Here is a 13,120-nt window from a genome sequence, read left to right as displayed (position 1 = left end):
CATTACTGTTCGATCAACTTAAATTATAAGACTTGCCTTGAGGACAAGTCTTTTTTATTTTGTTCTTGACCTTAAAGTTACTTTAAGGTGTAACTTTGATTATAAAGGACGTGATTGAGATGAGTTCAAACGATACAAACTTTTTCCAAAAGGACCGGTATTTTAAAAAGTGCTTTAAGATATTATGAGTCAGAGAATTTACTGCATCCAATAAGAAGCGAAAATGGTTACCGTCTTTATTCGGAAGAACAGATAGCAACCGTAAAATTGATTTCAAGTTTACGTTTAGCCGATGTACCAATAAAAAAACAGTAGAAGAATGTAACCATAAAAATGTTAATAATCAGTAAACAATGTCTTTTAATCAAGGGAATTTCTACCAAATTTGTGTGGGAGGCGATAGATATAATGAATACAAGGAAGCGAAGTACGACAATTATCATGGATAACGATAGCGCACCTCTCGCGATGTTGACAAGAATGTTTTTTGGACCTATTATTGCGATCATATTCGCAGTATTAATTTACCAAATACGTGGTATATAAACCTACTTCATTTTGAAGAAAGGTGAGATCGATGAAAAAGTTACCAATAGTCCATAACTTAAGAGGAGCAATTAATGAGGTGATTAAAAATAACAAAGAAGAAGAGATATCCACCTAACAGATTCATTAAAGCTGTGAATGTAAAAGATGAAGAACTGTTGCGTGTGTGTTCTAAAATGGTTACCAGTCCTGATTCATTAAGTGCTTTTTATGATGCAATTAGTAAACATCCTAATTTGATTACAATAGAAGATTTTATTGTTGTTTATGGTGAAAAATGGGGATTTAGTTCAGAAATCATTGAAGAATGCAAAAGAAGGGTTCAATTATTTGATGAGATCGCTAGAAAGAAGAGATTTGGTGAATATGCTTAATGATATTAAACCTAATTATTAACCTTTATTTTTTAGGAAAAAGGGAATGACAATAATTAACAGAATTGCTTGTTTCGCTTCTTTTGGCGTACGGGATCGATTCGGGATAGTCTTGATTAAGCTATGAAACTACTCCATTCAAGGTATTACCTCTTGTCTTTACGAGTTTTGTGATTACAACTTTATGGGCTTTTAAAGGATTCCAATTCGATTTGTCTTATGAATGAATGGTCATACTTTTATTGTCTTCTTCAACGCACCTGTTAGTTGAAGTACAATTGATGCTCGATTTTGCCGCTCAACACGGCATTGCCCCTAAAATTGAGGTGATCGGTGCTGACCAAGTAGACGAAGCGTATGAGCGCGTCCTCCGCAGTGATGTACGTTATCGATTCGTTATTGACATGTCTACCTTATAATTATGTAAAACTTTGAAATACCGACTTGGATGTATCACGAAAATAGTTGGTCCTAATGAATGGTGAGAGGAGGCTGGACTCAAAAAGTCGCTTTACGACCTTTTGGGGCAGCCTCATTAACTCTCGACTTATTCTGTTTCCCTTGAGAAACTAGAAAATGACCATATGAATACGCAGTTTAATCCCCCGTTGAGCAAGGAGTCATGCGTTGGCCCTTTGGTCATATTCCTCCCTCAGGCGCTTGATATCTTCTTTAGGTGGAAAACCGAACATGCGGGAATATTCACGGCTGAATTGCGATGGACTTTCATAGCCGACTCGGAATGCGACATCAGCGGCATCTGTTGACTCGGTTAATAGCAGGCGTCGCGCTTCCTGCAGCCTTAGTTGTTTTTGGAACTGAATCGGGCTCATAGCCGTTACCTCTTTAAAGTGCCGATGAAGTGAAGAAACACTCATATTTGCGATTTCCGCAAGCTCCTCAACTTTAAAAGACTGATTATAGTGATTTTTGATATATTCGATCACGTCTCTGATTCGATAGGTATAGCTCCCTTCTATGGCCATTTGTTTCAGTATTCCCCCATGTTGTCCTTGCAGAACCCTATAGAGTATTTCCTTCGTGTAAATAGGAGCAAGCACAGGGATATCTTTCGGGTTGTCTAGCAAACAAACCAGTCTGATTACCGCATCCAACATACATAACTCCATAGGGCTGACAAACATAGCTCGCTTCGTATTTTCTTTCAGGCCAACTTGAATTTCAGAATCACTTAAAAGCTCTAAAATTTGACCCGGTCTAAATTCAAGTTTTAAAGCCAAATACGGAACATCGTAAGTGGCTTTCGTGATTTGGGCGATAACGGGCAAGTCAACGGATGCAACAAGGTAATCGGCGGGACCGTACGTAAAGTGCTCCTGTGCCAGCCATACCTGCTTCTCACCTTGAACGACAATGCATAAGGAAGGATTATGAACACCGTGATTTGGTCCTGTAACAGTAGAATGACGAGAGAAAAATAAAGACGGAATAACGGTCGTGTGAATACCGTCTTGGCCTGTGTGACGTTCAATCAGCTTGGCGAGCTCATCTTGCTGTTTATAAATTTGTTCAGACATAAAATCCTCCTTGCTTCTTTATTCTTGCTAGTTCCATTTTAATGCATATTCGTCTGTTGCGTAAGTGGCTGTGAGAGGATTAGGCAATCATTTGAGACGATCATGATACCGTTCGTTTTTTCATTTGTTGCATAATAAACATGCGTAAGGTTTTTCACTCTTTTATGATCGCTAAAAAATTTCAAAGTGAAAGGAGGGGATCGGATACTATGAATAACGCTTGGAAGATTTACATGTTGACCCTGATCAGCTTCTTTGTGGGCACTTCACAGTTCGGGATCGTAGGTATGCTAGATAAAATCGCTGCTTCCGTCGGCGTAGCGGTAGCGACAGCGGGACAGCTTATTACCGTATTTGCGCTCGGGAACGCGATCGGCACGCCCATTGTCATGGTGGCGATGGCCAAGATGAATCAGCGCAGTCAATTGTTGCTGGCTCTTTCTATTATTTTACTGGGCATCGTTTTGACACTCCTTCTCCCGGGGTTCGGCTTTCTGATGGCTTCCCGTGTTGTACTAGGGATCGGAACGGGCGTCTTTGTCGTTACCGCCTATGCCGTTGCCGCGAAGTTGGCTCCTCCCGGACGTCAGGGCGGAGCGATGTCTAATGTCGCAATGGGCTTCGGCTCCTCTCTCGTATTCGGTGTCCCTATTGGGCGCGTTCTCGCAGAGACATATGATTGGAAGACGATCTTCTGGGTTATCGGCATCTTCAGTCTGCTGGCCATCTTCGCCGTCGCAAGGACGATTCCAGACATGGAAGGTGAAACGTCCGTCCCTCTGGGTAAGCCACTTGCTTTTGTGAAGAATCCGCGGATCGCGGCTGCTCTTGGAGTCACGTTCTTTGTGTTTATTGGTTTTTCGATTGTCGATACGTATATCACCTCCTATTTAGCTACCGTCATGCCAGAGATGAAACGGAAAATCAGTGTCATTCTCTTTGCTATGGGGATCGCGAGCGTGATCGGTTCGAGATTTGGCGGCTTCTTAGCGGATCGGATCGGCACCTTCCGCACTCTTATCATATCCATGGTCGTTCAAGCTTTTGCTTTGGTGTTACTGTCAGTTGGCTCCGGATGGAATCCTGTTGCTCATGATTTGGGAACTCGCTTGTTGGACGTTCGGGCCGACCCAAAACTTTAACCTGATCTCGCTTGCGCCGGAAGCCTCTGGGATCGTGCTCAGTCTGAACAGTTCCTTTGTACAGCTCGGGTTTGCCACAGGTGCTGGCATCGGGGGGATCACCGTAGGAGGCTTGTCAATCATGGCGATTACTTGGATCAGTGCCGTCTCCGTCGCGATCGCTACCATCATTGCAGTCGTTTCCTTCGGTCGTGCTTGGTCATTCTCAACTGTCCAACAATGAACACAATAGATGATGTAAAAAAGACAGAACCATCCAATCTTCGTATACCATATTTCTGCTTTAATAAAGGAATATTGATTTATAAAAACAGGAGGAGATTTTACGTGGAAAAGGTCATTTTGAACAACGGAGTTAAGATGCCAATTCTTGGTTTCGGTGTCTATCAGATCGATCCAAACGAATGTGAACAATGCGTGTATGACGCCCTTATGACGGGTTATCGTTTGATTGATACCGCTGCCGCTTATCAAAATGAGGAAGCGGTTGGTCGAGCCATTAAACGGAGTGGAATCCCAAGAGAAGACATATTTGTGACCACAAAGCTATGGATTCAAGATGCCGGCTACGAGAGCACAAAAAAAGCATTTGCAAGGTCATTGGAAAGATTGCAACTTGATTATTTGGATTTGTATTTGATTCATCAGCCTTTTGGCGATGTTTATGGCTCCTGGCGTGCGATGGAGGAATTGTACCGTGAGGGGAAAATTAGGGCCATTGGAGTGAGCAACTTCCAGATGGATCGTCTGATCGACTTGATCATCCATCATGAAGTCACTCCTGCCGTCAATCAAATTGAAACGCATCCTTTCTGCCAACAGGTCGAGAGTGCCCAATTTATGAAAGAGCACAATGTACAGATCGAGTCTTGGGCGCCTTTTGCCGAAGGGAGAAATAACATTTTCCAAAATGAAGTTTTAGTATCCATCGCTGAGAAGCATCGTAAATCCGTTGCTCAAGTCATTTTGCGTTGGTTGACACAAAGAGGAATTGTGGCCATTCCAAAGTCTGTTCATAAAGAACGGATCATTGAAAACTTTCATATCTTTGACTTTGAATTAAGTCAAGAGGATATGGAGAGCATTGCAGCGTTAGATACGAAAAAAAGCTTGTTCTTTTCCCATAACGATCCTGAAATCGTGAAATGGCTTTGTAACCGTAAACTTGATATTTAGTGCTTTTATACCACACAACAAACTGAAATGCGGAGAAGGGGGGATGCTGACTTGGCTTGTCCTTTTATCCAATTCTTGAAATGGAGTTTTAAATTTGAATAATGTTTTGCACTTAATGGATTTCTAAACAAACCTGATGTTCAGTTGACGCTTTATCGGCTATCATCCCCAGAAGTTCGTTGAAGCTTGGGCGTAAACAAACTTGGATGTGAATAAGTTTACAATAAGGCACGCTAAACTATTGTGTACTTTCATGGATACACTAAAATTTATGATCAATTATCGGCCATTTGTTCACTAATGGACAAACCGTATTCACCTAACCATTGCGGGCACCATGAGGTTGTTTATAATGATGTATATTAATTTATTGATGATGTTTATTATGTATAGGAAGTTGGATACGGGAAAGTCACTCATTTCTCATTCAATATGTGTTAGAAAGGATCGTGTTGTTATGTCTAATATTCAAGATAAAGTGGTCATTATAACGGGTGCTTCTAGCGGGATTGGAGAAGCGACTGCAAAGGAACTCGCTTCGAGAGGTGCGAAATTAGTGCTTGCAGCTCGCCGTGAGGACCGATTGAAGAAACTACAAGAAGAAATCAAAAACAGTGGGGGGCAAGCTATTTATAAAGTGACCGATGTCACTTCGTATGAACAAATGGAAGAACTGGCTGCGTATGCTCTAAAAGAGTTTGGAAAAATTGATGTGTTAATAAACAATGCCGGAATCATGCCACATTCGTTCCTTTATAAGAAAAAAGTGGATGATTGGAATCGGATGATTGACGTCAACATCAAAGGCGTACTGTATGGCATTGCGGCTGTCCTTCCTTCTATGAGAGAAAGAAAAGAAGGGCACATTATTAATGTTTCTTCAGTCGCTGGACACGTTGTCGGGGCTGGAAGTACTGTCTATGCCGCAACGAAGTTTGCTGTGCGCGCAATTTCTGAAGGTCTACGTAAAGAAGAGCTCGGCAACAACATACGTTCAACGATCATTTCGCCGGGGGCGGTTGCTACGGAATTAATAAATTCAGTCACAGATCCGGACCTAAAACCTAGCATTGATGAAATTTATAAAGGTGCGATCTATGCCGACAGTATTGCTCGTGCCATTGCCTTTGCAATTGAACAACCATCTGACGTCGCGATTAACGAGATGATCATTCGTCCTACGCGTCAAGAGCGGTAAATTGGATGTCAACAGATGTCAACAAAGGAAGATAAATAATGCAAAAACGTAAATTAGGAAGTCGGCCTTGCTCGTTCGTTAGCAAGAGCATGGAGAAAAAGTTATCCACGAACATCAGGTACAATTCGGCTCACGGAGCGGATGACGGGAACAGCAGGTTCGTCTTCACGTTCGAAGCCATCGGAACCCGATGGGAGATCGAGACCCGCGAGCCGTTAGACTTTCAGTTGAAGCAGCGCATTCTCGAACGAATCGAACAATTCGACGCCACGTACTCGCGGTTCCGTCAGGACTCCCTCGTTTCCCGAGTTGCTGCCGCCTCTAACGGTGGCCGCTTCGTCTTCCCGGACGACTCGGTCGCTCTTTTCGATCTCTATGATCGGCTACACATCGCTACCGCACGTGCCGTAGACCCGCTCGTTGGCCGTGACCTCGAACTTCTCGGCTACGACCGAACGTATTCGCTCACGTCCGCGTCGGAGTTTGTCCGAGCCGAGGCACACGCTCGGGAGAGAGTGACCTGGTCGAAGGATATTCTCCGGGACGGCACGTTAATTGTGACACGGCGCCCGCTTGTGATCGATGTCGGAGCGGCGGGGAAGGGGTATCTCGTGGACATCGTCTCCGAGATCCTCCGCGAGGGCGGATTCACCGAGTTCGTTGTCGACGGCAGCGGCGACCTCCGCCATTCGGGGGATTCCGTCCTTCGGGTCGGGCTTGAGCACCCGTTCGACCCCAGTCTGGTGGTAGGCGCAGCTAACCTGAAAAACCGGGCCTTGTGCGCATCTGCGGTCAACAGACGCGCCTGGGGTGACGGGCTGCACCACGTACTTGATGCCCGAACGGGCATCCCTGTACGCGATGTGGTCGCGACGTGGGTTGTCGCCGACGAGACCGCGACCGCCGATGGACTGGCGACGGCACTCTTTTTCACAAGCGGGCATCATCTAGCGAAGTTCTTCCGGTTCTCGTACGTGCGGATGTTTGCCGACGGCCGTGCCGAAATCTCGCAGAGCTTCGACGGCGAGCTTTTCACGTAAGTGATCAACTCGCAAGGAAAGGAGAGGATAAGAGTATGATTCCCTTGAGCAAGAGTTTTATCGTCACGGTGGCAGCAGTCTCCGTATCCACGGTCATGACTTCATCCGGGACGACGGATATGGCTGCCGAGCGCCCGACGATCACCTTGAATGGCAGCGTCAACTGTTCAAGATCGGCAACAAGTAAAGACTGCACCTACGAAGACGGCGAATATACGGCGACCGGCCAATACGGGAGCCTGCCCTCATCCATCACCGTGACTGTAACTTTGGTCGACGACGTCATCACCGCCGTCAAAGTGACCCCTCATGCGACGAACCCGACCTCCCTCGACCTGCAGCGCCGCTTCGCCGACGCGGTCCCGGCGGTCGTCGTCGGGAAGCGCATCGACGAGGTGAAGGTGGACCGTCTCGCAGGATCCAGCGGCACCCCCGACGGATTCAATGATGCGATCCGAAAGATTAAGGAGCAGGCTTTACTTTGTAACCAATCATCGCCCAAATAAGGGCAGTAGAAAGGAGAACAACCATGCAAAAACGTTTATTAGGGAAAAGTGGTCTGGAAGTGTCGGCGATCGGGCTTGGTTGCATGGGAATGAGTTATGGTTATGGTCCGGCATCAGACAAGAAAGAGATGATTTCGCTGATCCATGCGGCGATTGACCGGGGTGTTACTTTTTTCGACACTGCTGAAGTTTATGGTCCATATGTGAATGAGGAGTTGGTAGGTGAAGCGCTTGCCCCATTCAAGGGGAAGGTGGTCATCGCCACAAAATTTGGTATTAAAATGATCAATGGCAAACAGGTGCTTGACAGCAAGCCGGAGACCATTAGGCAATCCGTCGAAGGCTCGCTCAAACGCCTAAAAGTTGAAGCTATTGATCTGTACTATCAGCATCGTGTTGACCCAAATGTACCGATTGAGGAAGTAGCCGGAGTAGTGCAAGACCTAATCAAAGAAGGTAAGGTTAAGCATTGGGGACTTTCTGAAGCAGGGGTGCACACGATTCGCCGTGCACACGCGGTTCAGCCGCTCACTGCAGTTCAGAGTGAATACTCAATGATGTGGCGAAGCCCTGAAGAAGAACTGCTCCCTACGCTCGAGGAACTCGGAATCGGTTTCGTTCCGTTCAGCCCGCTGGGTAAGGGCTTCCTTACTGGAAAAATTGATAAGAATACAACATTCGTTAGCTCCGACTTCCGCAGTATTGTTCCTCGCTTCAAATCGGAGAATCTCGAAGTAAATCAGGTTTTGGTCGAACTAATCAAGAAGGTTGCTCTAGAGAAAAACGCAACACCGGCTCAAATCGCACTCGCATGGTTGCTTGCCCAGAAGCCATGGATTGTTCCGATTCCCGGCACGCGCAAATTGGAGCGGCTGGATGAAAATCTTGGCGCATTGGACGTTGTGCTGACTCCCGAGGAGCTAAGTGATTTGAACGACGCGCTCTCGAAGATCGAGATTGCGGGAGATCGCTATCCGGCAGGTTCAGAATACGCAAATCGAACGGGCAAATAACTGATCGTTCTCCACGAGGGGATAGAATTATGAAAAGTGCAAGGTAAATCACGAAAATCGTGAAAAAACTTGCACTTTTCATTTAAAGTAAGGCGAGCATCATTGTATCAAAAAAACCAAAGCCGGCTTATTTAATGTAAAAGACAAGCCTGATTGGCTTGCCTATTAAGAAATTTTTACTATTACTTGTGATACGGTTCACCTTAATTAATCTTAAACTGTTCAACAAATTCAATCCCTTCCCATTAGTGAAGTGACAAAAAATATCATCAAACTATAATTTTACTGAACCGTAAACTCCGACTCTTCACCTCTATATTTTTGAACTAATGTCCCAGCATCACGATCTCTCCCAAAGACGTTTTGTCACCATCCGCTCCCACCACTTCCACGGCAATATATTTTTCAAGACAATTCCTAATTTCACGCCTTTGCCAACCGGATACCGCAATTTCGGATAAGGAGACTTTGCCACGTGTACAATCTGTTGGATCACTTCATACGGAGAGGGTGCCGTGTCAGCAACATGGTTGACATATTTCAAAATTTTCTCCATCTCTTTAACATAAGGAGAATCCGGATTGACCGATACCGCATCCAGCCCTTTTGACCAGATTTCCGTTTTATAGGATCCCGGTTCAATTAAAACGACATGAACACCGTACGGCAGCATCTCTAAACGCAAAGACTCGCTGAATCCTTCCACCGCAAACTTTGATGCCACGTAAGGTCCCATAGAAGGGAATCCGATTCGTCCGCTGATACTGCTTATATTCACAACCTTGCCGCTTCTGCGTGCCCTCATCGACGGCAAAACAGCTTTTGTTACTGCCACCAAACCGAAAAAATTCGTTTCAAATTGCCGACGCCATTCTTCAACAGCAAGCTCCTCCGTAAATCCTCCCGCTGCATACCCCGCGTTGTTTACCAACAGATCAATTTGGCCGTATTCTTCAATCACATTCTGAATCACAGTTTCCGCTGCGGAAAAATCGTTTACATCTAGTTGGATAATCTCAATCCGGTCTGTGACACCTGCTTCTTTGGCCGCCGCTTTCAATCGTCCTCTCTTATCCAAATCTCTCATTGAAGCCAGCACGCGGTAGCCTTCGCCGGCAAGTGCTACACTTGTCAGCAATCCAAAGCCGCTTGAAGCCCCTGTAACAAACGCAACAGGTTGTTTCTTTAAAGTTTGATTCACAAGATTCCCTCCAGCTATTCATATTCTAACACTGCCTTTTTGCTAAATATATGTAGAGTATCATCACTGCTTTCGTCCGCAAATTCCTTCAAAAATCTGCTCCACCTATATGTTTTGACAATTCCTGTCTCTTCTTAATAAACACTTTTTATTGGAATTGTATCATGGAAAAAAGTGCATAAAATAAATTTTACTATATTTTTAGACTGAGCATTATTTAATTAGAAGAAGTTAAACGCAAATTAACACCAAATTTTTAAAGTAGAAAATTAAGGTATTATTAGTCATATTTTATCAGCTAAAGGTTGGGGTATATTACGAAGGAAAGGTTAAAAAGATATTAGTGAAAACAATTATAAATATAATATATTGAAAAACACTTAAAAATCGCCAAGTATAATAATTACCGGCGATTTTTAACTTCTATCATAGCTCATATGAATAAGTCGCTTTGCCTTTTCAAAATCTTCATCATTATAAATACTGACTTCTAAATCCCCTGTTCCGATATGACCGATATTTCGAACATCACGGCTAAATCCTGGCTCGAGTTCAATTTCATCTGGATTCACTTTTAAAAATAAGACGATTTTTTCTGTCTGAGGATGCACTTCTAAGCAGACAAAATTTTTAATGCGCTTAAAGGCTATGTAGTATTTTAATACAGCCATTTGTACATCATCGCCTAGTGCCATAATATATGCTTTTATTGCTTCAAACCGGTCTTTTAATTCTGTACTGGATTGTTCCAGATATTCGGAGACTGTCTTATATCCGGGCTTCGATGAGTTAATATGGTTTTCAACTTCCAGTAATGGTTGTGCAGTTGTTGCATTTACTAAATCGAGCAAAAGAAATCCATCTTTATAAAACTTATACTGGTACAACTCAATGTTCCGATTAATTTGTTGAACAGCATGTTCGTCATATTTTGTGAATCCACCCGCAATACATAATAAGCGCGGATTCGTCCAATCAATTGCGTCAGCCAAGTTATTGCCGTATTTGCGCATTACCATAAGAGTGAATTCTGCTTTATGATCCAACAGCCAGTCCAGATAATATAATCCTTGGTTAATGACATTTTCATTGACAGCTCGTTTATATTCGATAATAACTGGAGAGTTATTTTCATCAATACCTAATGTATCGATTCTGCCGCCATGTGTCTTGCCAGTAGAATATTCTGATGCTAAAAACCGTACACCTAAAAATGTTTCAAGATTACGCTCAATAAGGGTTTGCAGCGATTTTTCAATTGTCAGAGAAGTGCCTTCCAATTCACTTACATGTTCTCCATTTATACGAAATAATTTAATATCACCCATGAAACTACTCCTTCTTTTATTGTGCATCTAAAACTACAATTACAATAAATGAATAATGATAGTATACAATAAGCGTTGATATTTAGCGGACTAAATAATTTTTTCGCTTGTAAATGAGACATATTAGTCAATCTGTGTAAAGAATACGGAAGAACGTAACAAAAGACCCCAATTCAATTTTAATAATGTTCCACTCGTTCGGAAATATGTTTGCAAAATTATTTTGGCTCTTGGAAATACTAGAGAAACCAATCAATACATTCATTACAAAGACTGCTTGATTATTAACTACATGAAATGTTTATTACCCTTTGCAAGAAAGGAAATCATGTTGCAAACGATACAGATGATGAAACAACCGGAGAAGCAAAAGTGGTATTGTTAATTATTTTTCTCTCAAGCGCCCATTTTACGAACTATATGATAACTTAAATTTTAAGTCAATCGAATATCTAGACATGTCGAGCATGAGGAATTTCAAAGAGACATCAAGAAAAGATAAAATAGCGGAAGACTCTAGCTCTGAATTTATAGGCGTTATCACGACTAGACCAGACAATCAAAATGACGAAAAAATCCAAAAATTAAAAAAGGTTTTGCATACACCGGAGGTTAAAAAATTCATTGAGGAAACATTCCGTGGGGACATAATCCCAGTATTTGAATAATGGGGGCTGTTACAAATGATACATTTAAAAAATATAAAAAAAACTTATCAAATTAAAAAAGATGAGAAATTGGAAGCAATTAAATCCGTATCATTAAAAGTGGAAAAAGGGGATATCTATGGGATTATCGGATTTAGCGGAGCAGGAAAGTCAACTCTGCTTCGTACAATCAATCTCCTTGAAAAGCCTGATGAAGGGGAGGTTCTTATTGAAGGAAGAAATATAATGGCTTTAAAGAAGAAAGAGCTGCGGCATATGAGACAATCGATTTCCATGATATTTCAACATTTTAACTTGATTCATAATAAAACGGTTTATGACAATGTATCTTTTCCATTAGAAATTGCCGGAATACCATCCGTTAAACGTAAAAGTATAATAGAAGAATGTCTTTCCATAGTTCAATTAGAAGATAAAGCAAATCAATACCCCTCTAATTTAAGCGGGGGACAAAAACAAAGAGTTGCCATCGCAAGAGCTTTGGCAACGAACCCGAAAATTTTGTTATGTGATGAGCCTACATCAGCTTTAGATCCACAAACAACGGATAATATTCTATCCTTTTTAAAGAAAATTAATCAAGAGCTAAATATAACGATGGTTATTGTTACACATGAAATGGATGTAGTGAGAAAAATTTGCAATAAAGTAGCCGTAATGGAAAAAGGAAGTATTTTAGAGGAATTTTCGTTATCAGACAATCAATATAATCCTAAGTCTGATATTGCTAAATTAATATTTAATAAGGACAAAAGGATGATCCTAAATGTTTGAAAACATCATTCAACAAATTCCTGATATAATAGAAGCCACTAAGCAAACAGCCATTATGGTAGGTATTTCAGTAACAGCTGGCATACTATTTGGAATTCCTTTAGGAACGATTCTGTTTTTAACAAGAAAAGGGCAATTATTAGAACAGCCGCATATTTTCAATATTTTAAATTCATTAGTGAATTTAATTAACGCATTTCCATTATTAATTTTAATCGTAGCTGTCATTCCGTTTACTCGGCTGTTGGTAGGAACATCCGTTGGAACGGTTCCTGCCGCTGTACCGCTTTCGATCGCTATTATTCCTTATTTCGCCAGACTAATAGAACAATCTTTAGTGGAAGTAAATAAAGGGGTCATCGAAGCAGCTATTTCAATGGGAGCTAATATATTTCAAATTATATGGAAAGTGATGTTTGTTGAAGCGAGAGCAGGAATGGTAGTCAGCTTATCTAATATTATTATTCTTTTAATATCTTATTCTACCATAGCGGGTGTTGTTGGCGCAGGCGGCCTCGGAGATTGAGTCAGTCAAGACTTTGTGGGAATTTTTTTGGTTCGCTGAAAATAGATGTAAGTCATAGGTTAGCGAACCATTTTTTTGAATTTCATCCGT

General features: G+C 42.3%; 15 protein-coding genes and 1 pseudogene. 13 read left to right on the top strand and 3 right to left on the bottom strand.

Features of this window, described 5'->3' with window-relative positions; genetic code table 11:
• Window positions 1-132 precede the first annotated feature (132 nt).
• The 3 genes and pseudogenes from FB379_RS16485 to FB379_RS16475 form a co-directional block, all read left to right on the top strand.
• Window positions 133-315, top strand: a complete 183-nt coding sequence (locus FB379_RS16485; protein ID WP_277874812.1) for a MerR family transcriptional regulator — start codon at window positions 133-135, stop codon at window positions 313-315.
• A 365-nt stretch (window positions 316-680) separates the two neighbouring features.
• Window positions 681-920: a hypothetical protein gene (locus FB379_RS16480; RefSeq protein WP_144598430.1), complete on the top strand. Its 240-nt coding sequence runs from the start codon at window positions 681-683 to the stop codon at window positions 918-920.
• A 269-nt stretch (window positions 921-1,189) separates the two neighbouring features.
• Window positions 1,190-1,339 (top strand): annotated as a pseudogene (locus FB379_RS16475) (alcohol dehydrogenase); the annotation flags it as partial.
• Window positions 1,340-1,540: 201 nt separating this feature from the next.
• Here the strand turns inward: FB379_RS16475 and FB379_RS16470 are convergent.
• The gene (locus FB379_RS16470) at window positions 1,541-2,458 is read right to left on the bottom strand and encodes an AraC family transcriptional regulator (protein WP_144598429.1); all 918 of its coding nucleotides are present in this window, start codon (window positions 2,456-2,458) and stop codon (window positions 1,541-1,543) included.
• A gap of 209 nt (window positions 2,459-2,667) precedes the next feature.
• Between FB379_RS16470 and FB379_RS16465 the strand changes: the two genes are divergently transcribed.
• The 7 genes from FB379_RS16465 to FB379_RS16440 all read left to right on the top strand — a co-directional run bounded on the left by FB379_RS16465 (window position 2,668) and on the right by FB379_RS16440 (window position 8,533).
• Window positions 2,668-3,600, top strand: a complete 933-nt coding sequence (locus tag FB379_RS16465) for an MFS transporter (RefSeq protein ID WP_242009358.1) — start codon at window positions 2,668-2,670, stop codon at window positions 3,598-3,600.
• Window positions 3,601-3,634: 34 nt separating this feature from the next.
• Window positions 3,635-3,823: a hypothetical protein gene (locus tag FB379_RS18845; protein WP_242009357.1), complete on the top strand. Its 189-nt coding sequence runs from the start codon at window positions 3,635-3,637 to the stop codon at window positions 3,821-3,823.
• Between the two features lie 104 nt (window positions 3,824-3,927).
• Window positions 3,928-4,776, top strand: coding sequence for an aldo/keto reductase (locus FB379_RS16460; protein WP_144598428.1), 849 nt, complete (start codon window positions 3,928-3,930; stop codon window positions 4,774-4,776).
• Window positions 4,777-5,233: 457 nt separating this feature from the next.
• Complete coding sequence (locus tag FB379_RS16455) at window positions 5,234-5,974, top strand: SDR family oxidoreductase (protein ID WP_144598427.1); 741 nt, start codon at window positions 5,234-5,236, stop codon at window positions 5,972-5,974.
• 89 nt (window positions 5,975-6,063) lie between these two features.
• On the top strand, window positions 6,064-7,014 hold the full coding sequence (locus FB379_RS16450; RefSeq protein WP_144598426.1) for an FAD:protein FMN transferase: 951 nt from the start codon (window positions 6,064-6,066) through the stop codon (window positions 7,012-7,014).
• A 35-nt stretch (window positions 7,015-7,049) separates the two neighbouring features.
• Window positions 7,050-7,520, top strand: a complete 471-nt coding sequence (locus tag FB379_RS16445; RefSeq protein WP_199757353.1) for an FMN-binding protein — start codon at window positions 7,050-7,052, stop codon at window positions 7,518-7,520.
• Window positions 7,521-7,543: 23 nt separating this feature from the next.
• On the top strand, window positions 7,544-8,533 hold the full coding sequence (locus FB379_RS16440) for an aldo/keto reductase (protein WP_144598425.1): 990 nt from the start codon (window positions 7,544-7,546) through the stop codon (window positions 8,531-8,533).
• Between the two features lie 340 nt (window positions 8,534-8,873).
• Here FB379_RS16440 and FB379_RS16435 read toward each other — a convergent pair whose 3' ends face one another.
• Together FB379_RS16435 and FB379_RS16430 are read right to left on the bottom strand one after the other, a co-directional pair.
• Window positions 8,874-9,734: an oxidoreductase gene (locus FB379_RS16435; RefSeq protein WP_144598424.1), complete on the bottom strand. Its 861-nt coding sequence runs from the start codon at window positions 9,732-9,734 to the stop codon at window positions 8,874-8,876.
• Between the two features lie 416 nt (window positions 9,735-10,150).
• Entirely contained in the window at window positions 10,151-11,062 is a 912-nt protein-coding gene (locus tag FB379_RS16430; RefSeq protein WP_063388324.1) for a DUF5655 domain-containing protein, read from the bottom strand.
• Between the two features lie 458 nt (window positions 11,063-11,520).
• On the opposite strand from FB379_RS16430, the gene FB379_RS16425 reads away from it, so the two are divergent.
• Genes FB379_RS16425 through FB379_RS16415 form a run of 3 tightly spaced genes read left to right on the top strand, consistent with a single transcriptional unit; the run spans window position 11,521 to window position 13,030 of the window.
• Window positions 11,521-11,730 (top strand): MetQ/NlpA family ABC transporter substrate-binding protein, encoded by a 210-nt coding sequence (locus tag FB379_RS16425; protein WP_144598423.1) that lies wholly within the window; start codon window positions 11,521-11,523, stop codon window positions 11,728-11,730.
• A gap of 15 nt (window positions 11,731-11,745) precedes the next feature.
• Window positions 11,746-12,504, top strand: coding sequence for a methionine ABC transporter ATP-binding protein (locus FB379_RS16420; protein WP_063388322.1), 759 nt, complete (start codon window positions 11,746-11,748; stop codon window positions 12,502-12,504).
• Window positions 12,497-13,030, top strand: a complete 534-nt coding sequence (locus tag FB379_RS16415) for a methionine ABC transporter permease (protein ID WP_144598422.1) — start codon at window positions 12,497-12,499, stop codon at window positions 13,028-13,030. The genes FB379_RS16420 and FB379_RS16415 overlap by 8 nt, the downstream gene beginning before the upstream one ends.
• Window positions 13,031-13,120: the final 90 nt, after the last annotated feature.

It is taken from the genome of Aeribacillus composti, assembly GCF_007827555.1.
GTDB lineage: Bacteria > Bacillota > Bacilli > Bacillales > Aeribacillaceae > Aeribacillus > Aeribacillus composti.
The sequence above is the reverse complement of the archived record's forward strand: the minus strand, read 5'-3'. Positions and strand labels throughout refer to the sequence as shown.

What these genes read in the sequence shown, in the direction of transcription:
- FB379_RS16470 (WP_144598429.1), bottom strand. Translation starts at nt 2,458, where the DNA reads ATGTCTGAACAAATTTATAAACAGCAAGATGAGCTCGCCAAGCTGATT.
- FB379_RS16465 (WP_242009358.1), top strand. Translation starts at nt 2,668, where the DNA reads ATGAATAACGCTTGGAAGATTTACATGTTGACCCTGATCAGCTTCTTT.
- FB379_RS16455 (WP_144598427.1), top strand. Translation starts at nt 5,234, where the DNA reads ATGTCTAATATTCAAGATAAAGTGGTCATTATAACGGGTGCTTCTAGC.
- FB379_RS16450 (WP_144598426.1), top strand. Translation starts at nt 6,064, where the DNA reads ATGGAGAAAAAGTTATCCACGAACATCAGGTACAATTCGGCTCACGGA.
- FB379_RS16445 (WP_199757353.1), top strand. Translation starts at nt 7,050, where the DNA reads ATGATTCCCTTGAGCAAGAGTTTTATCGTCACGGTGGCAGCAGTCTCC.
- FB379_RS16440 (WP_144598425.1), top strand. Translation starts at nt 7,544, where the DNA reads ATGCAAAAACGTTTATTAGGGAAAAGTGGTCTGGAAGTGTCGGCGATC.
- FB379_RS16430 (WP_063388324.1), bottom strand. Translation starts at nt 11,062, where the DNA reads ATGGGTGATATTAAATTATTTCGTATAAATGGAGAACATGTAAGTGAA.
- FB379_RS16425 (WP_144598423.1), top strand. Translation starts at nt 11,521, where the DNA reads ATGTCGAGCATGAGGAATTTCAAAGAGACATCAAGAAAAGATAAAATA.
- FB379_RS16420 (WP_063388322.1), top strand. Translation starts at nt 11,746, where the DNA reads ATGATACATTTAAAAAATATAAAAAAAACTTATCAAATTAAAAAAGAT.
- FB379_RS16415 (WP_144598422.1), top strand. Translation starts at nt 12,497, where the DNA reads ATGTTTGAAAACATCATTCAACAAATTCCTGATATAATAGAAGCCACT.